Consider the following 20,574-nt stretch of genomic DNA (forward strand, 5'->3'; position numbering starts at 1 on the left):
CTCCTTTTCTTTATTTTCCTAAACAGAACTGGGAGAATAACTGATCAATCAGGGAGTCATTTACATCTTCCCCAATGATTTCTCCAAGTAGTTCCCACGTTCGTGTAATATCAATTTGAACTAGATCTAGTGGCATGTCATTCTCCATTGCTTCTAAAGCATCTTGGAGTGCTGTTTCTGCCTGTTCTAGTAATTGTATATGTCTTACATTAGATACATACGTCAAATCACCGCTATCGATGGAGCCATCAAAGAACGTGTCTCCAATCGCTGATTCCAATTCATCAATCCCTTGTTCATGGATTAAGGAAGTGGTAATCACCGGCGCGTCACCGGCTGCCTGACGCACTTGGTCTAAATCTAGCTTCATTTCTAAATCGGATTTATTTACAATCGCAATGAAATCCATATCTTTTGCTGCTTCAAATAAAGCTGCATCTTCTTCTGTGAAGGATTCATTTCCGTTTAAAACGAGTAAAATTAAATCGGCCTCTTGTAATGCTTGCCTGGATCGTTCTACTCCTATTTTCTCAACGATATCTTCTGTTTCACGAATTCCTGCTGTATCGATTAATCGAAGTGGTACACCTCTAACATTAACATATTCTTCGATCACATCTCTTGTTGTACCAGGGATCTCGGTAACAATTGCTTTATTTTCATGTGCGAGAATATTCATTAAAGAAGATTTTCCAACGTTCGGTTTTCCGATAATTGCCGTTCCGATTCCTTCTCGTAAAATTTTCCCCTGCTTAGCTGTTTGTAAAAGCTTTTCTACTTCTGTTTTCACATAGGTGGTTTTATCTGTTAATACCGTATGCGTCATTTCCTCTACATCGTCGTATTCTGGATAATCAATATTCACTTCGACGTGAGCGACTGTTTCGATTAATTGCTGACGTAAGTCACGAATTAAACTTGATAACCTACCATCCATCTGTTTTAAAGCTACACTCATGGCACGGTCTGTCTTCGAGCGAATCAAATCCATCACAGCCTCTGCTTGAGACAAATCAATACGACCATTTAAAAAGGCCCGTTTGGTAAACTCTCCTGGTTCAGCTAGTCGTGCCCCTTCTCGAAGTGCTAACTGCAAGACTCGATTGACTGAAACCATTCCTCCGTGACAGTTAATTTCGATTATATCTTCACGGGTGAAGGTTTTAGGTCCTCGCATGACAGAAACCATAACTTCTTCCACTAATTCATTTGTCTTCGGGTCGACTAACTTCCCGTAGTGAATCGTATGTGAATCGACTTGCTGAAAGTCCTTTGTTTGAAACAGTCGATTAGCAATTGTAAAAGCTTCCTCTCCACTCAGTCGAACAATGGCAATCGCTCCTTCTCCAACCGGAGTGGAAATCGCTGCAATCGTATCTTGTTCCATTTTCCTTCACCCCTTTCACTCTAATTTCCCAACTTAAAACAATAACATATCTCTTATAGAAAGGAAAGAAATATAAATTGGTATATTATGTGTAGTTTTCATGCTTTTAATCATTGATACAAAAGAAGCTGACCCATCAATAGGATCAGCTCTTTCTCTTTATTCCATCGTATTAGGTTTAATAACGACTCTTCTGTGTGGATCTCTTCCATCTGAATAGGTGGAAACTTCACTGTGGTCGTGAAGAGCTGTATGAATAACTTTACGTTCAAACGAAGGCATTGGTTCGATTTTAACCTCTTGGTTCAAGCGAGTTGCTTTTTTGGCTAAGTTATTAGCCAAATTCTCAAGTGTATCTTGGCGACGCTGTCTATAATTCTCCGCATCAACCACTACTGTGAAATAGGTTTCTTGGTTTTTATTAACGACTAAATTAGTTAAATATTGTAGCGCGTTGATCGTTTGTCCACGCTTTCCAATTAACATACCAAGCTTGTCCCCAACGAAATCAAACTTCATTTCTTGCTCTTGTTGACTAACTTCAATATCGATGTTTTCAATACCCATTTCATGTGCCACATCCAAAAGGTATGTCTTCCCAGTTTGGAGAGCATCCTCTTTTTCGGTGACTTTCACATAGGCGCGCTTCGAACCAAACATTCCAAGGATTCCGCGTTTTCCTTCATCGATCACATCAACAATCACTTGCTCTTCATTTAAATTCAATTGTTTTAACGCATTCTCTTTTGCTTCTTCAACTGTTTGACCACTAGCCGTAATTTCTCTCACTATTTTGATCCTCCATTATTTTTTTCAAATTCTCTCATCATCGGACGACGAATCAATAATGTTTGAGCAATCATAAATAAGTTACCTACTACCCAGTACAATGCTAATGCTGCTGGGAAGAATAATGCGAATACACCAATCATAACTGGTAACAAGTATAACATAACTTGCATTTGTGGGTTAGCAGAAGCTGGTGTTCCTGACATCATAATTTTTTGCTGAATAAATGTCGTTGCGAATGTAATTACAGCCATTATGATCGAAGGTGAACCTAGCTCGAACCAAAGAAAAGGATAATTACTAATTTCTTCTGTACGCATAATCGCATGATAGAATGCGATTAAAATCGGCATCTGAGCTAAAATCGGCAAACACCCTGCTAATGGATTTACACCGTGACGTTGGAATAATGCCATTGTCTCTTGTTGTAGTTTTTGTTGTGTTTGCGCATCCTTTGAAGAATACTTTTCACGAACTTCTTTTAATTCTGGTTGAATCAACTGCATAGCATGCGTTGATTTCAGCTGTTTAATATTTAATGGGAGAATTAAAATTCTAAGTAATACAGTAACAATGATAATTGCTGCACCAAACCCGTGATCAAATATATCCTCTGCAATATAAGTAACTAAGAAGGATAACGGATATACAAAGAAGCTATTCCAAATACCCTCACTGTCTGAATCAATCGGTTCATTAATTTCAAAACAACCTGATAATAAAGCTGCCATGGCAATTAAGATCCCGACTAGTAATAATCTTTTACGCACTTCAACTTCCTCCTATCTAGCTCCTCAACGTACACTCCTATAATAATAGGAAGTAACCATACGTATTTTATCATTGCAAACCGTGAATATTCTATCAAAAATTGATGATTTATTGACGAAATTTTTTCGATTTTTTTATCACATGAAGTAAACTATCCTTCACTTCGTGGAAATCCATCTGTTTTGTTGGATTTCTAGCGATGACTACATAATCGTATTCTGGCTCTATGTAAGCTTCTAACTCTGTAAAAGCTTGTCTTAAATAACGTTTAATTTGATTTCGCATAACCGCATTTCCAATCTTCTTCCCTACTGAAAATCCGACGCGATAATGAGCTTGATCCTCTTTTTTCATAAAATAAAGTACTAGTTGACGATTAGCAAAGGAATGACCGTGTTTAAAAATTTGTTGGAATTCTTCATTTTTCTTTACTCGATAAGCTTTTTTCAACATGATCATCCAATCTACGCCTTATTAAAAATCGTACAAAATAGTAGAAAAAAGACCACTGATATCTTTCAGTGGTCTAAGCAGAAAGAACTTTTCTTCCTTTACGACGACGACGAGCTAATATATTACGTCCGTCTTTAGAATTCATACGTGCACGGAAGCCGTGTACTTTACTACGCTTTCTTCTATTTGGTTGATATGTGCGTTTCATGCTCTACACCTCCTGAAAAACTTTTACCAATTTCGTTCTACATTTAAAAACTAACTTTTAGTCAATACAAATTAGTATATTAAATATTTGTAGTCACTGTCAATGAACAGACCGTTTTTTATTATATATCATCCCTCTATTAATTACAAGGAGTTAAAAGATTTTGTTTATCCACAAGTTATGAACGTCGCGCATTTTTCTTTTTATTTATCCACACAGCTTATTCAACAAATAACCACAACATTCAGTGCTGTGGATAATTATTTTGAACAGGTTTGTTTCTTATGTGGATAACTTTAATAAGTCATTGATTCTCCTAGGGTTATTTGGTATGATTATAATGTTTTAACTGTGAATAAGCAACTTAACGAACAAACGTTTTCCACAGACTGTGGATAGTATGTGTATAACAGTTCACATGCTGTTTTTAAAGTTATCAACAGTTTTGTCGAATATGTCGATAAATGTCTCATTTTCTTGATACATAAGAGTTCACTCGTCCACATCCGCCTATTCACTTTTTATATTATTTTTTTTTAGATTGAAACGAAAGGATGTGCATACACTTGCAAAATATTACAGAAATGTGGGATAAAACCTTAAAAGAACTAGAATCGAAAGTTAGTAAACCTAGTTTTGATACATGGCTGAAATCTACGAAAGCAAAAAATATAGAAAAAGATAAGATTTTCATTGTTGCACCGAATGAATTTGCAAGAGACTGGCTAGAGAATAGTTACTCAGGATTAATTGCCGAATCCTTATATCAATTAACAGGCTCCCACTTAGAGCCTAAATTCATCATTCCAGAATCAAAGATCGAAGAACCGATTAATGAACCTATTAAAAAGATTAAACCACAAGGTCCAAATGAAGCAGACAAAAAGACGATGTTGAACTCTAAATATACGTTTGAGACGTTTGTCATAGGCTCTGGAAATCGCTTCGCACATGCTGCATCTCTTGCAGTCGCTGAAGCACCAGCAAAAGCATATAACCCACTATTTATTTATGGTGGCGTTGGTTTAGGTAAAACTCACTTAATGCATGCGATTGGACATTATGTGATTGAACATAACCCAGAAGCAAAAGTTGTCTATCTATCATCTGAGAAATTTACAAATGAATTTATTAACTCAATTCGAGATAATAAAACAATAGATTTTCGCAATAAATATCGAAATGTAGATGTGCTTTTAATAGATGATATTCAATTTCTAGCAGGAAAAGAACAAACACAAGAAGAATTCTTCCATACGTTTAACGCGTTACATGAAGAAAACAAACAGATTGTCATTTCTAGTGATAGACCTCCAAAAGAGATCCCAACATTAGAAGATCGACTGCGTTCTCGGTTTGAGTGGGGATTAATTACAGATATTACTCCACCAGATCTAGAAACGAGAATTGCCATCTTACGCAAGAAAGCAAAGGCTGATGGACTTGATATACCTAATGAGGTAATGCTTTATATTGCTAATCAGATAGATACTAATATTCGAGAACTTGAAGGGGCCCTCATACGTGTTGTGGCTTATTCTTCGCTTGTGAATGAGGATATTGATGCCTCTTTAGCAGCTGATGCATTAAAGGATATTGTGCCTAATTCATCACCTAAAAAGATTACAATCAAAGGGATTCAAGAGATTATTGCTACACGTTTTAGTATTCAATTAGAAGATTTCGCAGCTAAAAAACGAACCAAATCTGTAGCGTTCCCAAGACAAATTGCGATGTATCTGTCTCGAGAGCTTACCGATTTTTCATTACCTAAAATTGGTGAAGAATTTGGAGGACGGGATCATACAACAGTCATTCACGCTCATGAAAAAATCGCAAAAATGATTGCAGAAGATCTCCAGTTACAAAAAGAAATTGATTCCTTAACAGAAGAAATCAAAGCAAACTAGTTGTTAACAGTGTGTATAACCTGTACACACTTACGAACAGCTTGTACACATGTGGATAACTTTCATGTTCTAGGTTCAATCCTACTTATCCACAAATTCACAGGCCCTATTACTATTATTACGGAATTACTTATTAAAAATAAATAAATATAAGCACCAATACAGGAGGACATTATGAAAATAATTATTGAACGTGACCAATTAATGCAAAGTATCCAAAACGTCATGAAAGCAATTTCTCCAAAAACAACTATTCCAATTCTTTCAGGTATAAAAATCGAAGCTACCCAAGAAGAAGTAAAACTAACTGGTAGTGATTCAGACATAACTATTGAATCGATCATTCCTAAAGAAGAAGAAGGAATCGTATACATTCATGATGTGAATCCAGGTAAAGTCGTTGTACAAGCAAAATTTCTTCCAGATATTATTCGTAAATTACCTGAAAGCGAAGTAGAGATTAGTTCAGATGATGATCTAAACCTAACGATTCGTTCTGGAAAAGCTGAATTTAAACTAAATGGCCAAGATCCAGAAGAATATCCACAACTTCCTGTACTACAAACAGAAAATCATTTTGATCTACAGATTGATTTACTTAAAACATTGATTCGTCAAACTAACTTTGCTGTTTCCACTTCAGAGACTCGCCCTATTTTAACGGGAGTCAATTTTAAGCTTGAAAACAACAACTTAGAATTAGTGGCAACGGACAGTCACCGCCTTGCTTCTCGCAAAATCGAAATGGACAAGCAAGAAGATTCCATTAGTTTCAATAATATTGTTATTCCTGGTAAAAGCCTTACGGAATTAAATAAAATTCTTGATGACGGGCAGGAAACTGTTCAAGTGAGTGTGTCAGATAATCAAATTCTATTTAAAACAAAGTATGTATATTTCTTATCTCGACTGCTAGATGGCAATTATCCTGATACTTCAAGATTAATTCCTGACCAAAGCAAAACAGAAGTAAAAGTGAATGCAAAAGAACTTATTCAAACGATTGATCGTGCTAGTTTATTAGCGAAAGACAACCGAAATAACATCGTTAAACTAGTAACTCAAGAAAACGATGTATTAGAAATCACAAGTAACTCTCCTGAAATCGGTACAGCTGAAGAACTTCTACAAACGAAATCAATTACAGGAGAAGAACTTAAAATTTCTTTTAACGCAAAATATATGATCGATGCCTTACGAGCAATTGATGCAGAAGAAATTAAAATTCAATTCACTGGCGCCATGCGACCATTTATCATCCAACCAGTAGAAGAAGAACAACATATATTACAACTGATAACACCTGTTCGAACGTATTAAAATATTGAATCTATTATTAAAGCATTAAGGCTCTGTTAACGTTCAATCTTGATATTATTAAAAAAACGGAACCCCCATAAAACTGGGAGTTCCGTTTGACTGTCTTATTGAACTAACGCTCTCCGTAAGTTTAATATGGATTTTAAAGTCTTGACAAGAAGCTAATATCAAAAACAAGCTTTAATAGAGCAAAAGATAAAAAAGAAACGATTAAAAATAAACTAGTGTTATAAAATATTAAGTTAAAACAATCTGATAATTTTTCAGATTGTTTTATAATGTGTGCCCAGCATGGGTGCAATCTATAAGGTGAAAGTCCTGAACCACGAAGGCGGTAGTAGTGGTTAGCTTAACGCAAGGGTGTCTGGGGTGACCCAGAATCTGAAGGAAGCGAGCGGCAAACCTCCGGTCTGAGGCACACGAACTTCATATAAGGCTAGGTATCATTGGATGAGCTTGCATTACAAAGCAAAGTCCTTACTGCCGAAGGTGATACAGAGTAAATAAAGCAGATAGGTGGAGGGAAAGATTGCATCCTTACCTGGGGAGGTCTGACGGATACGTCAAGTACACTTGATAACCCATTCTGTGAAGGATGGCTGATTCGTCAGAAGTCAGCATAGGTCATAGTACTACTCTAGCTTAAGATAGAGTAGGAAGGACTGAATCTTTAAGAAAGAGCGGCACTTATGGAGGCTTGACTTACAATGACACAGATAACCGATAAGGCACATCTGATGGAGGAAACGGTGAATCCCGTGGGGGACTTCAGAGTGGTGGAGTAAGCAGGGAAGAAATGAGAGGTGCGCTCGCGTTGGAAAGGAAGATATCATTGATTGAAGCGATTCTATCTCGGGAAAACTTATTAACTGCTCTTAAACGAGTTGAAAGCAATAAAGGAAGCCATGGAGTAGATAAAATGTCCGTACAAAACCTACGGCATCAGATTTATGACTATTGGCATATCATCCAAGATGAACTAAGGAAGGGAACCTATAACCCGAACCTTGTACGTCGAGTCGAAATCCCGAAGTCCGATGGTGGGAAAAGGTTACTAGGAATACCAACCGTGATGGATCGCTTCATCCAACAAGCTATTGCCTAAGAGTTAACAAGGGTCTTTGACCCTGAATTCTCCGAATTCAGCTACGGATTCCGTCCAAATAAACGAGGTCATGACGCAGTTAGGAAAGCTAAAGCCTATATCAAGGATGGACATAGATGGGTCATTGACGTTGACTTAGAGAAGTTCTTTGACACAGTGAACCATGATAAACTCATGGGAATCTTAGCTAAGAAAATCGAAGATAAGAACGTTCTGAAACTCATCTACAAGTACCTTAAGGCAGGAGTCATGGTCAATGGTGTAGCAACTAGAAGCAAGGTTGGAACCCCACAAGGCGGTCCTCTGAGCCCAATTCTAGCCAATATCCTTTTGAACGAATTAGATGTAGAACTTGAAACAAGAGGACATAAGTTTGTCCGCTATGCAGATGACTTCCAAATTTACGTTAAGTCTCGTAAAGCTGGACAAAGAGTCATGGCTTCTGTTGCGACATTGCTTGAAGAGACTCTGAAGCTGAAAGTGAATAAAGAGAAGTCAGCGGTTGAAAGACCATGGAAGCGTAAATTTCTAGGATTTAGTTTTACAGTAGAAAAGCAAACGCGCACTCGAATTCATAAGGAAAGTATCAAACGTCTCAAGTCAAAAGTGAGGGAATTAACATCACGTAAATCTTCAATTCCAATGGAAGTGAGGATTGAACGGTTGAATAAGTACCTAAACGGTTGGCTTGGATACTTCGCTCTAACAGATACAAAGAGTATATTCAAAGAACTCGATGAGTGGATACGAAGAAGGCTCCGAATGTGCAAGTGGAAAGAGTGGAAGGTGCCGAAGGCAAGAGTAAGGAACCTCAAAGCACTTGGAGTTAACCCTTCAAAAGCTTATGAATGGGGCAACACTAGGAAAGCATACTGGCGAATAGCCCATAGCCCATAGCCCATAGCCCATAGCCCAATCCTACACAAAAGCCTAGGAAACTCCTACTGGAGAAACCTAGGCTTAACAAGCTTGTATGGTAGATATCAAACAATACGTCAATCTTAAAGAAACCGCCGTATACGGAACCGTACGTACGGTGGTGTGAGAGGACGGAGATTAATCACCTCCTCCTACTCGATTCGGGTATTTTGACAGTAAAGGTCGATCCTTTCCCTATCTCTGAATCAACAGTTATTCGGTAGCCGTGAATGGTAATAATCTGCTTTACTATTGAAAGTCCCAGTCCATTTCCCCCTTCTGCCCGCGTTCTCGCTTTATCCACTTTATAAAAACGTTCAAAAATATATGGCAGCGCATCTTCAGAAATCCCAGGCCCTTCGTCGGTTAATGAGGCAGAAAGTTGTTCACTGCCAATGTGGATCGTTAAAGTTATCTTACTGTTTTCAGGTGAGCATTTAATAGCATTTGAAAGAAGATTTATCCACACCTGGTTCATCAGGTCTTCATCTGCATTTATAAAAACAGGCTCCAGCTGTAAATCTACTGTTATATTCTTTTTTTGCCATAAAGGCTCTGTGGATAGGACGGCCCTTCTAACTTGTTCATCCAGTCTGTACCTGTTAGTTTCTAACTCATAATGCTCTGGGTTCAATGAGGCGAGTTGAAGTAAATGATCACTTAATCGCGACAACCTATCCGTTTCCTGCGAGATAATATTCAGATACTCCTTCTGATGAGATAGTGGAACCACTTCATCTTTAATAGCTTTCGTAAAGCCTCTGATTGAGGTAAGGGGTGATTGAAACTCATGGGACACACTGCTGACAAAATCATCTCTCATTTTATCAATTTGCTCCACTTCAGATGCCATATGATTAAAGCTCTTGATCAGTTCCCCTACTTCATCTTCTTTGTCTTTGGCGTTTATCCGGATTAAAAAATTTCCGCGGGCCATTTCTTTAGCCGCTTCTGTCAATTTTCTGATTGGATCCACCACATACCTTGACGCCAGAAAGATTAACACACTTCCTGCAATAAGAACGATAGCAAGCGCCATGATGAGCACCTGGCGGATGGATTCTCCCTGATTTTCATAATTCATCTGAACAAATAGAACGTGTTGGGTCCCATCTCTTTCAACACGCACAGCCCCTATTCTCTGAGTCCCGTCACTTACAACTACAGGTGTATTGAATTCAGCATTTAATACCTGCCTAATCATGTCCTGATGAACGGCCATTTCTGAGATTTCCTCAGCTCTTAAATCATTCTCTTCTGCAATAAAAAAATCCAGATCAAACTCTGTTAATGAGTCATTTAATTCATCTAGCTGGTTTTCTTCAAGAAGAGATACAACATTTGCGGCACCTTCAGTTACCTGAATCATTTCCTCTTCAAAAAGAGACTCGCGCTGAAAGAAAAAGGAAGTGACCACATAAGAAATAACAAGACTTATAAGAACGACAGTTACAAAGGTAATGACAATACGTAAGTACAAACTTTTCCGGATCATAGCGGCTGTTCCATTCTGTACCCCAGTCCTCTTACTGTGGTGATAGTAACATCAGAGATTGCTGTCGTGTGTTCGCGAAGTCTTTTAATATGCACATCCACGGTTCGCTCGTCCCCGTCATAATCGTATCCCCATATATTCTCAATGAGCTGGGACCGAGTGAAAATCTTTCCAGGTGAGCCGGCCAGCTCCATTAGCAGCTCGCATTCCTTTTTTTTCAAAGGAACGGTAGTGTCGGTATCTTCCACTAAGAGCCGCTCTGAATCGATGGTGGCGCTGCCAAGAGTGACGAGGTGTGATACGTTAACCTGATAACGCTTCAGCAGTGCCCTCACTCGCAAACTTAATTCAACCGGGTCAAAGGGCTTCACAAGATAATCATCGGATCCGGCGTTGAATCCTCTCACTTTATCCTGTGAATCCCCCTTAGCCGTAACCATCAGAACGGGAATGTCTGAAAAAGACCGAATATCCTCTGTCAATTCCAGTCCGTCCACGTGTGGCATCATAATGTCAACAATGACTAGATCAACTTTCTCTTTGTCCAGAAGATCAAGTGCTTCCTGTCCGTCTGCGGCTTCGAGCACGTGGTATGCGCTGTTTGTTAAATAAAGTGTGATGAGTTTTCGGATATGTGGATCATCATCAGCGACTAAAATTGTTGTCATGATAGGATCAGCCCTTCTATAAGTTAATGCGCTTGTAAAGTGGAAATGAATCGAAAATTCTTATTTATAGCTAAGAATGCAGCCATTTGTATATTGTTAATTTTCTTCGAGCCTTGCAAAAAATTCTATCTTAATTTTATCATGAGTCATGAAGTTGCTTCTGTTCTTTGTCCTGATTGGTTATTCAATCAACCGGCTGGATTTGGATTTTTCATACGTTTTTTCAATCCGCGCCGCAAGAACCGGCTTCAGAAAAAATCCGACAGCAAACGTGAACAGCCAGAATCCGGTAAGGATGACAAGATTTTTTGTCATAAGTGCTGGAATAATCCCTCCTACGGCTTCTCGCAGCAAGTTAATGGCATACGTAAATGGCAAGTAAGGGTTAATCTGCTGGAAATATGACGGTGCCACTTCGATCGGAAAAGTCCCTCCGCCTCCTGAGAGCTGAAGGACGAGAAGCACGATGGCCAGGGCTTTCCCGATGTTTCCGAGTATGGACGCCAAAGCGTACACCATGGTCATGAAAATCAGGCCGATAAAGATGGAAAACAGCACGAACATGACGGGGTGTGCGGCATAAACCCCTAGCATGAAAAGATTTCCGAGACTGACGATGAGTCCTTGCAGAAAGCCTACGATGAGAAACAGTAACATTCTGCCCATATATATGGAACGCAGCGAATAGGATGGTGACATGTCCTTTCTGTGCAAGTTTGTACTCATTAAGTTCGTAAGCAGAAGTGCCCCTACCCAGAGACTGAGCGTTGTGTAAAATGGGGTATTGGCTGAGCCGTAATTTGGAACGGGGAACAAGGTTTCCTCCTCCAAATTTACCGGATTGGAAAAGAACTCCTGCTCGTCTTCCAGATCGTTACGCAATATGGATACGAGCTCATTCAGCACGTCTTCATCCTCAATTTCCCTGATTCGGTCTGCGGCAGAGTCCACATCTTCTTCCAGCTCCGGAAGTTCCTGCTGTGAGAAAGTTGCCAACTCTGACACGGATGATTCCACGTTAGGCATCTCTTCTTCAATGAGATTAGCCAACTCTTGATAATCTTCCTGCAGACCGGGAAGGTCGTCCCGGACGAAATCAGCAGCTGATGCAATGGTTCTGTCTACTTCCGGCAGATCCTGGCGGACAAAATCGGCTGAGTTCTTCACTGTTCGCTCGAGCTCCGGGTAGGCGTCGTTAATGCGTTCCACCGTTTCCTGAACTTTTTGTTCAATCTCAGGTAACTCATTAAGCTGCTCCTGAATTTGTTCTTCTCCTGTTACAGACAATTCTACCGCATTAATGAGAACCTCTTCCAATTCTTCCAATCGCTCATATTGGGAATCGAGAGACTCACCTGCAGCATCCAGCTCGTCTTCAAGCTTAGAAAAGGCAGATTTAACCGTTTCAGTTCCTTCAATGGTCATAAAACTGTGAAGATTATCAGATTTCTCTTGCACTTCACCGGCGGCATTTTGAATGTTTTGAACCTCTTCTTCTCCAGGAATATCGCCTTCATCAAGCTGACTATTTATGGATACAACCTGGTCGTGAAGACGTTCAGTCTCATTTTTTAATTCTGTCAAAGAGTTAATGATCCCCTGAATCTCTTCGTCTTCCGTCACCTCATACAACGCCTCGTAGGTGGATATGGCCTGATCGAGCGTATTTATATGCGAAGCCAGTTGGCTCTCCGCTTCATTCAGCCTGTCCTGTGCAGCCTCTGCTGTCTTCTCATCATTCAGCTGCGACAGCGATTCATCAATCGACTGTGCTGTCTGGCCTGCGAAAAGGAGTTGCTGGGAAAAGGTTTCTGTGACAGATAGAGCAGCCGTTTCAGCCTGTTCTGAAAATAGGAGGAAAGCGTTCAAGTACTCTTCAACGTTGACAGTCTTCTCTTCCACTTCCGGTACAGCTGCCAGCGCCGTTTCGATGACTTCCTGCGCTTCTTGAGCACCGTTAAGAGCCTCTTCCAGTTGAGCTGTAATCTCCTCGAACGCTGAATCGATTTCTTCCATTTGATCAACAGCCGATTCGAAGGCCGGGAGCTGCTCTTCCAGTTCTACAACACTGTCACCTAACCTGTGTGCATCCGGCAAACGTTCTTCCAGGAGCAGTATCAGTTCTTCACCCTCTGAGATTTCATCTTCCAGTTCCTGTATCTCTAAAAATTTGTCAGCGTAAGAATCAATGTTGTCCCAGTTTTCATCAATCTGGATGATGGTGTCTGCGGTCTCATTGATTTGCGGGAATTCTTCCTCCAGACTGTAAACGGTGTCTCTGATTCTTCTGAATGTGGGCATTTCTTCCTCCAGTTTGATACCAGCTTCATCAAATTCGTGAAAGAGACTTTGAGTAGTCTCTTCAATAAATGTATCGTTAATTTCGGTCACGATAGCAGAAGCACCTGAGGACGTCATTTTTGGAGCTATAGCATTAATTTTTTCATTCACTTGATAGTGCATTTCAGCGGATTTAGGCTCCCCGCCAATCACACTTGAAATTTCCTCAGAGAACGTCTCTTCTATGTAAATAGAAGCGTAATACTCCCCCGTCTCCACTCCATCTTCAGCCGCGGAACGGGAAACGAACGACCAGCCGAAGTCGTTATTGTCTTTTAAGTTTTCTTCCAGGTCATCACCTATATTAATATCCTCACCGTCGACGGTATATCCGTCATCGTTATTCACTACAGCTACCTGAACTCCCTGCGTGTTGGAATAGGGGTCCCACGAGGCGCTCAGGTTAAACCATGCATAAAGGGCGGGTAGTATCGCCAGTCCAATGAGAAGAATGCCCACAAGGGGCACCCTTTTTATGTTCTTTAAGTCCTGTTTGAAAATATTGAGTGCATCTTTCATGTCGTTCCTCCGTTTTAATCTGATGTCAAAGTGTGCTGCCACTGAAATGATTGCGGCAGCCGCTATCTGAATCACAGAGTATCAAACGAATATGAACCGAACATGAACTGGGGGGTTACGACAGAAAGCACCTGTAATCATGCCGACTATGAGTCCACACCAAATGCTTTCGTTCCGGTGTTTCTTCCAGTATCGTTCCTGTTGAAGATGAGACAGGAAGAACATCGATTAAGTATTCCCGCAGTCGATGTTTTTCCGCTGAATTAAGTTTTTGAATGGCTTTCAGGATATCGATTGCTCTAACAGTCATCACCCGCCATATTCGCTAACATAGCCAATATTAAAAAAACATATAAGAAACTGAAGGCATTCGAGATAAAATCAATCTTTGCTTTCAGTTTCTTTTCTTTATGGCAAATCTTTAGTAAAATATATAGTTAGGAAGAAACGGTAAAGTAGGTGAAAGAAATGGCAGAACCAATCGAGATAAAAACCGATCAAATTACGTTAGGTCAATTTATCAAATTAGCTAATGTCGTCGAATCCGGTGGAATGGTTAAATTATTTTTACAAGATTACACTGTTTACGTAAATGGAGAACAAGATCAGCGCCGTGGTCGTAAGCTTTACATTAATGATCAGGTTGAAATTGAAGAAGTAGGTATTTTTATAGTTACCAAAGAAGCTTAAGAGAAATTGAGGAGTCCCATATGCAAATCCAACAATTGACGTTAACGAATTACCGAAACTACGAAAAAATTTCCCTTCAATTCGATCGGCAAATAAATGTGATTATTGGTGAAAACGCACAAGGTAAAACGAATTTAATGGAAGCTATTTACGTTTTAGCATTCACAAAGTCGCATCGTACGTCAAAGGATAAAGAATTAATTAAATGGGACGCAGAGTATGGTAAAATAGAGGGTAGCATCTTTAAAAGAAATCGAACCTTTCCGTTAGATGTGATTTTTTCACATAAAGGTAAAAAAGCAAAATTTAATCATATCGAACAAAAACGACTAAGTGATTATATAGGTTCGTTGAATGTGGTCATGTTTGCACCAGAGGATCTCTACCTCGTGAAGGGCAGTCCACAGGAGCGACGGAAATTTATTGATATGGAGATTGGTCAAATTCAGCCGGTCTATATCTATCATCTTGGTCAGTACCAGAAAATTCTCAAGCAGCGGAATGCCCTTTTAAAAGATTTGATGAGAAAGCAATCTCCAGATTTAACGATGCTTCACGTTTTAACAGAGCAATTAATTGAGCATGCAAGTATTGTTCTTGAACGAAGATTTCTTTTTCTTCGTAAGCTTAGAGATTGGGCAAGTGAGATCCATAAAGGAATTAGTAGAGAATTAGAGAAGCTGGAAATTCACTATGATTCTTCCATGGAAGTATTAGAGGATATGAGTTTGGAAACAATAAAAGAGACGTTTCAGACAAGCTTTGAAGCGAAAGAAAAACGTGAGATTGAACGTGGGACTACTTTGATCGGACCACATCGAGATGATCTTTTATTTTATGTGAACGGTCGTAATGTTCAAACATATGGGTCACAGGGACAACAAAGAACAACTGCGCTGTCTTTAAAGCTAGCAGAAATAGAGCTGATCTATCAAGAAGTTGGGGAATATCCAGTCTTGCTCCTTGATGATGTGTTAAGTGAACTTGATCATCACCGCCAATCTCATTTATTAAACACGATCCAAGGAAGAGTCCAAACTTTTGTGACGACAACAAGTGTAGATGGAATTGCTCATGAAACACTAGAAGAAGCTGATATCTTCACCGTATCGGACGGGAAGCTACAAACAGAAGGGTGAGGTTACAGATTGTTTATACATATAGGCGATGAACACGTTATTCGTTCGGAGGAAGTCGTATCTATTATTGATTACAACTTGTTCAAATCTTCATCGATCATAGAAGAGATGATATCCAATCAACGAGAAAATGGAAATGTGACAGAGGCTTATTATGGGGACGCAAAAGCGATTGTCATTACTGTCGATCAAATATTCTTTAGTTCCTTATCTGTATCGACTTTAAATAGACGAGCACAAGTTACATTAACGCTCGATAAAATCGATGAATTGAATGAGTTAGACGATGAAGAGAACGTATAAGTACGATACTTTTTAAATGAAGGTGAGACGATAGCGATGGAAGAGAACTTAAACGAAAACAATGCTTATGGCGCTAGTCAAATACAGGTTTTAGAAGGATTAGAAGCAGTACGAAAACGACCAGGAATGTACATTGGGTCTACAAGTACACGTGGACTACACCATTTGGTATGGGAAGTAGTAGATAATAGTATTGATGAAGCACTGGCAGGACACTGTGATCATATTGAAATTATAATCGAAAAAGATAATAGTATTACCGTGACGGATAACGGGCGCGGAATTCCTGTTGATATTCATGAGAAAGTAGGAAAGCCAGCTATTGAAGTTATTATGACGGTTCTTCACGCTGGTGGTAAGTTTGACGGTGGATCGTATAAAGTTTCTGGTGGACTTCACGGCGTTGGTGCTTCCGTAGTAAACGCTTTGTCTAGTGAATGTGAAGTACATGTTTATCGTGATGGAAAAATTTATTACCAGAGTTATAAGCGCGGGGTACCTCAAAATGAACTAGAAGTGATTGGTGAAACGGAATTAACAGGAACGAAGACACATTTTAAACCAGATCCTGAAATTTTCACAGAAACACTAGAGTATGAGTATGATTCCCTTCAGAATCGTACAAAAGAACTTGCATACTTAAATAAAAAATTACAAATTTCCATTGAAGATAAGCGTAATGATTCAGAAGCAGAGCACTTTTATTTTGAAGGTGGAATCTCTGAATATGTCGCTCACTTGAATCGTTCAAAAGAAGCGTTACATGAACCGATCTTCGGTGAAAATGAACTACAAGATATTACAGTAGAATTTGCTATTCAATATAATGATGGCTTTGCTAGTAACTTATATTCGTTTGCAAATAATATTAATACAGCTGAAGGTGGAACCCATGAAGCTGGTTTCAAAACTGCCTTAACACGAGTGATTAATGATTATGCTCGTAAAAATAGTTTATATAAAGAAAATGATCCCAATTTGATTGGTGATGATGTGCGTGAAGGAATTACAGCCATTATTTCTGTGAAGCACCCTGACCCTCAATTTGAAGGTCAAACAAAGACAAAGCTTGGTAATAGTGAAGTTCGTACCATTACTGATCAAGTCTTATCAGATAAATTCTCGCAATTTTTGATTGAACACCCGAAAGTTGCAAGAAAAATTGTTGAAAAGGGATTAATGGCTTCTCGTGCTAGAATCGCAGCGAAAAAAGCTCGTGAAGTGACTCGTCGTAAGAGTGCATTAGAAGTATCCAGCCTGCCTGGTAAACTAGCAGACTGTGCAACAAAAGATGCAACGAAAAGTGAAATTTACGTGGTAGAGGGTGACTCTGCTGGTGGTTCTGCTAAACAGGGTCGTGATCGTCATTTTCAGGCTATTTTACCTTTACGAGGAAAAATCATTAATGTAGAAAAAGCTCGCTTAGACAAAATCCTTTCTAACAATGAAATCCGAGCGATCATTACAGCTTTAGGTACTGGTATTGGCGAAGAATTTGATATCACACAAGCACGTTATCAAAAGATTGTCATTATGACAGACGCAGACGTAGACGGGGCACATATTAGAACGCTTTTATTAACCTTTATCTATCGTTACATGCGTCCACTTATTGAGCATGGGTATATTTATATTGCTCAGCCACCTTTATACAAAATTACGCAAGGAAAGAAAATCTATTATGCGTACAACGAGAAAGAAATGGAAAATGTGTTAGCAGAAATTCCAAAAGCTCCGAAACCAGGACTTCAGCGTTACAAAGGTCTAGGGGAAATGAATCCTACTCAGCTATGGGAGACTACTATGGATCCAGAAACTCGTACGCTACTACAGGTCAATTTATCGGATGCCATGGAAGCTGATGAAACATTTGATATATTAATGGGCGATCAAGTCGAGCCTCGACGCGATTTCATTCAACAAAACGCTCAATACGTGAAAAACTTAGATATTTAAAACATTCGTTTGTTTCTATTTTGGCAAACAAATGAGGGAGGTCATGACACTTGGATCAACAACGTCCACAAGTACAAGAAATTAATATTAGCCATGAAATGCGTACGTCATTCTTAGACTATGCAATGAGTGTTATTGTAGCGCGAGCTTTACCGGATGTCCGTGATGGACTAAAACCGGTACATAGACGTATTTTATACGCAATGCATGACCTAGGAATGCATTCGGATAAAGCATACAAGAAGTCCGCGCGTATCGTAGGGGAAGTTATTGGTAAGTATCACCCGCACGGTGACTCTGCTGTGTATGATGCGATGGTTCGTATGGCGCAAGACTTTAACTTTAGATATATGTTAGTAGATGGACACGGGAACTTCGGTTCAGTCGACGGCGATGCTGCAGCAGCAATGCGTTATACAGAAGCAAGAATGTCCAAGATCTCGATGGAAATTTTAAGAGATATTAATAAAAACACAATCGATTATGAAGAGAACTATGATGGAGCGGAAAAAGAGCCGATTGTATTACCTGCTCGTTTCCCTAACTTGCTTGTAAATGGTGCTTCAGGGATTGCGGTTGGTATGGCGACAAATATTCCACCACATCAACTTGGAGAAGTCATTGATGCTGTTTTAGCAATCAGTGACAACCCAGATATTTCGATTATGGAGTTAATGGATGAGTATATTCACGGACCTGATTTTCCTACTGGTGGAGAGATTTTAGGTAGAAGCGGAATTCGTCAAGCGTATGAAACAGGAAAAGGTTCCGTAACGATAAGGTCCAAAGCGGACATTGAAGAAGAAGCTAATGGAAAAGCACGCATTATCGTGACTGAAATTCCATACCAAGTAAACAAAGCACGTTTAATTGAAAAAATTGCTGAACTTGTGCGTGAGAAGAAGATTGACGGTATTACCGACTTACGTGATGAATCCGACCGTGAAGGACTACGAATCGTAATTGAAATCCGTCGTGATGCCAATGCGAATGTGGTATTAAATAATTTATTTAAGCAAACTGCACTTCAAACATCTTTTGGTATTAACACATTAGCACTTGTCGATGGTCAGCCTAAAGTATTGAATGTAAAACAGTGTTTGGAATATTACTTAGAGCATCAAAAAGAAGTAATTGTAAGAAGAACACAGTTTGAACTCGATAAAGCTGCAGCACGTGCCCATATTTTAGAAGGGTTACGCATAGCATTAGATCATTTAGATGAAGTAATTAAACTCATTCGTGAATCTCAAACGGCAGATATCGCTCGTGACGGATTAATGACGAATTATGGACTATCTGATAAACAAGCGCAAGCGATTTTAGATATGCGTTTGCAACGTTTAACAGGACTAGAGCGCGAGAAAATTGAAAATGAATACAAAGAGATTTCTGAACTTATTGCAGAATTGAAAGAAATTCTAGCAAACGACCTAAAAGTAAAAGAAATTATTAAAGAAGAATTATTAGAGATTAAAGAACGATTTAATGACACACGTCGTACAGAAATTGTGGCAGGTGGAATTGATCTGATTGAAGATGAGGACTTGATTCCAGAAGAAACAGTAGTTGTAACCTTAACGCATAAAGGATACATTAAGCGTTTACCAGCAACCACTTACCGTTCTCAAAACCGTGGTGGACGTGGGATTCAAGGAATGAACATGAATGATGATGATTTCGTTGAACATCTCTTATCGACTTCTACACACGACACGTTATTATTCTTTACGAACAAAGGAAAAGTGTATCGAGCAAAAGGATATGAAATTCCTGAATTCAGTAGAACAGCAAAAGGGTTACCTTTAGTTAATGTGTTGGAAATTGAAAACGATGAATGGGTGAACGCCGTAATTACTGTCAGTGAGTTTGCAGAAGACTGGAACCTATTCTTTACTACAAGAAAAGGGATTTCCAAACGAACAACGCTTGAACAGTTTGCGAATATCCGTCGTGGTGGACTTCGTGCAATCAGTTTGCGAGAAGATGATGAATTGATTTCCGTTCGTTTAACAGATGGTACGAAAAATATCATGATTGGTACAAAACATGGTCTGTTAATTCGCTTTGAAGAGGATAAAGTGCGAACAATGGGTCGAACAGCATCCGGAGTAAAAGGAATTAACCTACATCCAGACGATGATGTCGTTTCAATGGAAATCCTTAATGAAGGTGCAGAAGTATTAACCGTTACGTCAAAAGGTTACGGGAAACGTACTCCTGAAAGTGAATATCGCTTACAAAACCGTGGCGGTAAAGGAATTCTAACTTGTAAATTGAATGAACGTAATGGAGAAGTAGTCGCTGTTAAACCTGTAACAGGTGAAGAAGACTTAATGATCATGACCATTGATGGTGTGTTAATTCGTTTATCTTCTGACAGCATTTCTCAAACTGGACGTAATACACAAGGTGTCCGCTTAATTCGTTTAGGTGAGGAAGAAGCTGTTGCGACAGTTGCATCCGTTGATCCAGCACCAATAGAAGAAGAGTTGGATGAGAAATTAGAGGAAGCTTCTGATGAGGTTTCAGTAGAGGAAACAAATGAGGAAGATAGTCATTCAGAGGAATAAGAGTTTGTCATTAGGGTTTATTAGTCAAAG

Annotated in this window: 15 protein-coding genes and 2 pseudogenes; 8 read left to right on the plus strand and 9 right to left on the minus strand. The window is 39.3% G+C overall.

What is annotated here, in order from left to right; all coding sequences use genetic code 11:
- Window positions 1-10: 10 nt before the first annotated feature.
- The 5 genes from mnmE to rpmH form a co-directional block, all read right to left on the minus strand.
- Window positions 11-1,387 (minus strand): tRNA uridine-5-carboxymethylaminomethyl(34) synthesis GTPase MnmE, encoded by a 1,377-nt coding sequence (mnmE, locus tag G532_RS0109340; RefSeq protein ID WP_027964578.1) that lies wholly within the window; start codon window positions 1,385-1,387, stop codon window positions 11-13.
- Window positions 1,388-1,546: 159 nt separating this feature from the next.
- The gene (gene jag / locus G532_RS0109345) at window positions 1,547-2,176 is read right to left on the minus strand and encodes an RNA-binding cell elongation regulator Jag/EloR (RefSeq protein WP_027964579.1); all 630 of its coding nucleotides are present in this window, start codon (window positions 2,174-2,176) and stop codon (window positions 1,547-1,549) included.
- The gene (spoIIIJ, locus tag G532_RS0109350) at window positions 2,176-2,946 is read right to left on the minus strand and encodes a YidC family membrane integrase SpoIIIJ (RefSeq protein ID WP_027964580.1); all 771 of its coding nucleotides are present in this window, start codon (window positions 2,944-2,946) and stop codon (window positions 2,176-2,178) included. The genes jag and spoIIIJ overlap by 1 nt, the downstream gene beginning before the upstream one ends.
- Window positions 2,947-3,055: 109 nt before the next feature.
- Window positions 3,056-3,397 (minus strand): ribonuclease P protein component, encoded by a 342-nt coding sequence (gene rnpA / locus G532_RS0109355; protein WP_027964581.1) that lies wholly within the window; start codon window positions 3,395-3,397, stop codon window positions 3,056-3,058.
- A gap of 76 nt (window positions 3,398-3,473) precedes the next feature.
- Entirely contained in the window at window positions 3,474-3,608 is a 135-nt protein-coding gene (rpmH, locus tag G532_RS0109360; protein ID WP_027964582.1) for a 50S ribosomal protein L34, read from the minus strand.
- 566 nt (window positions 3,609-4,174) lie between these two features.
- Between rpmH and dnaA the strand changes: the two genes are divergently transcribed.
- From dnaA to ltrA, 3 genes and pseudogenes are all read left to right on the plus strand, one after another.
- A complete protein-coding gene (gene dnaA, locus G532_RS0109365) occupies window positions 4,175-5,518 on the plus strand; it encodes a chromosomal replication initiator protein DnaA (protein ID WP_027964583.1) in 1,344 nt (447 codons plus the stop codon).
- 174 nt (window positions 5,519-5,692) lie between these two features.
- Complete coding sequence (gene dnaN, locus G532_RS0109370; protein ID WP_027964584.1) at window positions 5,693-6,838, plus strand: DNA polymerase III subunit beta; 1,146 nt, start codon at window positions 5,693-5,695, stop codon at window positions 6,836-6,838.
- Window positions 6,839-7,634: 796 nt separating this feature from the next.
- A pseudogene (gene ltrA / locus G532_RS15075) lies at window positions 7,635-8,948 on the plus strand (group II intron reverse transcriptase/maturase).
- Window positions 8,949-9,003: 55 nt separating this feature from the next.
- Here ltrA and G532_RS0109380 read toward each other — a convergent pair.
- The 4 genes and pseudogenes from G532_RS0109380 to G532_RS15865 form a co-directional block, all read right to left on the minus strand.
- Complete coding sequence (locus tag G532_RS0109380) at window positions 9,004-10,356, minus strand: sensor histidine kinase (protein ID WP_051189129.1); 1,353 nt, start codon at window positions 10,354-10,356, stop codon at window positions 9,004-9,006.
- A complete protein-coding gene (locus G532_RS0109385) occupies window positions 10,353-11,024 on the minus strand; it encodes a response regulator transcription factor (protein WP_027964586.1) in 672 nt (223 codons plus the stop codon). Before G532_RS0109385 ends, G532_RS0109380 begins: the two co-directional genes overlap by 4 nt.
- 180 nt (window positions 11,025-11,204) lie before the next feature.
- Window positions 11,205-13,883, minus strand: coding sequence for a YhgE/Pip domain-containing protein (locus G532_RS15080; protein WP_035512842.1), 2,679 nt, complete (start codon window positions 13,881-13,883; stop codon window positions 11,205-11,207).
- Window positions 13,884-14,010: 127 nt separating this feature from the next.
- A pseudogene (locus tag G532_RS15865) lies at window positions 14,011-14,193 on the minus strand (IS1595 family transposase); the annotation flags it as partial.
- A gap of 158 nt (window positions 14,194-14,351) precedes the next feature.
- On the opposite strand from G532_RS15865, the gene yaaA reads away from it, so the two are divergent.
- The 5 genes from yaaA to gyrA all read left to right on the plus strand — a co-directional run bounded on the left by yaaA (window position 14,352) and on the right by gyrA (window position 20,544).
- Window positions 14,352-14,573, plus strand: a complete 222-nt coding sequence (yaaA, locus tag G532_RS0109395; RefSeq protein ID WP_027964587.1) for a S4 domain-containing protein YaaA — start codon at window positions 14,352-14,354, stop codon at window positions 14,571-14,573.
- Between the two features lie 20 nt (window positions 14,574-14,593).
- Complete coding sequence (gene recF, locus G532_RS0109400) at window positions 14,594-15,712, plus strand: DNA replication/repair protein RecF (protein ID WP_027964588.1); 1,119 nt, start codon at window positions 14,594-14,596, stop codon at window positions 15,710-15,712.
- Window positions 15,713-15,721: 9 nt separating this feature from the next.
- Complete coding sequence (remB, locus tag G532_RS0109405) at window positions 15,722-16,015, plus strand: extracellular matrix regulator RemB (protein WP_027964589.1); 294 nt, start codon at window positions 15,722-15,724, stop codon at window positions 16,013-16,015.
- Between the two features lie 36 nt (window positions 16,016-16,051).
- Window positions 16,052-17,971 carry a DNA topoisomerase (ATP-hydrolyzing) subunit B gene (gyrB, locus tag G532_RS0109410; RefSeq protein WP_027964590.1) on the plus strand — a complete coding sequence of 640 codons (1,920 nt, stop codon included), beginning with the start codon at window positions 16,052-16,054 and terminating at the stop codon, window positions 17,969-17,971.
- 98 nt (window positions 17,972-18,069) lie between these two features.
- A complete protein-coding gene (gene gyrA, locus G532_RS0109415; RefSeq protein WP_051189130.1) occupies window positions 18,070-20,544 on the plus strand; it encodes a DNA gyrase subunit A in 2,475 nt (824 codons plus the stop codon).
- Window positions 20,545-20,574: the final 30 nt, after the last annotated feature.

This window comes from Halalkalibacillus halophilus DSM 18494, assembly GCF_000423105.1.
GTDB classification, from domain to species: Bacteria; Bacillota; Bacilli; order Bacillales; family Alkalibacillaceae; genus Halalkalibacillus; species Halalkalibacillus halophilus.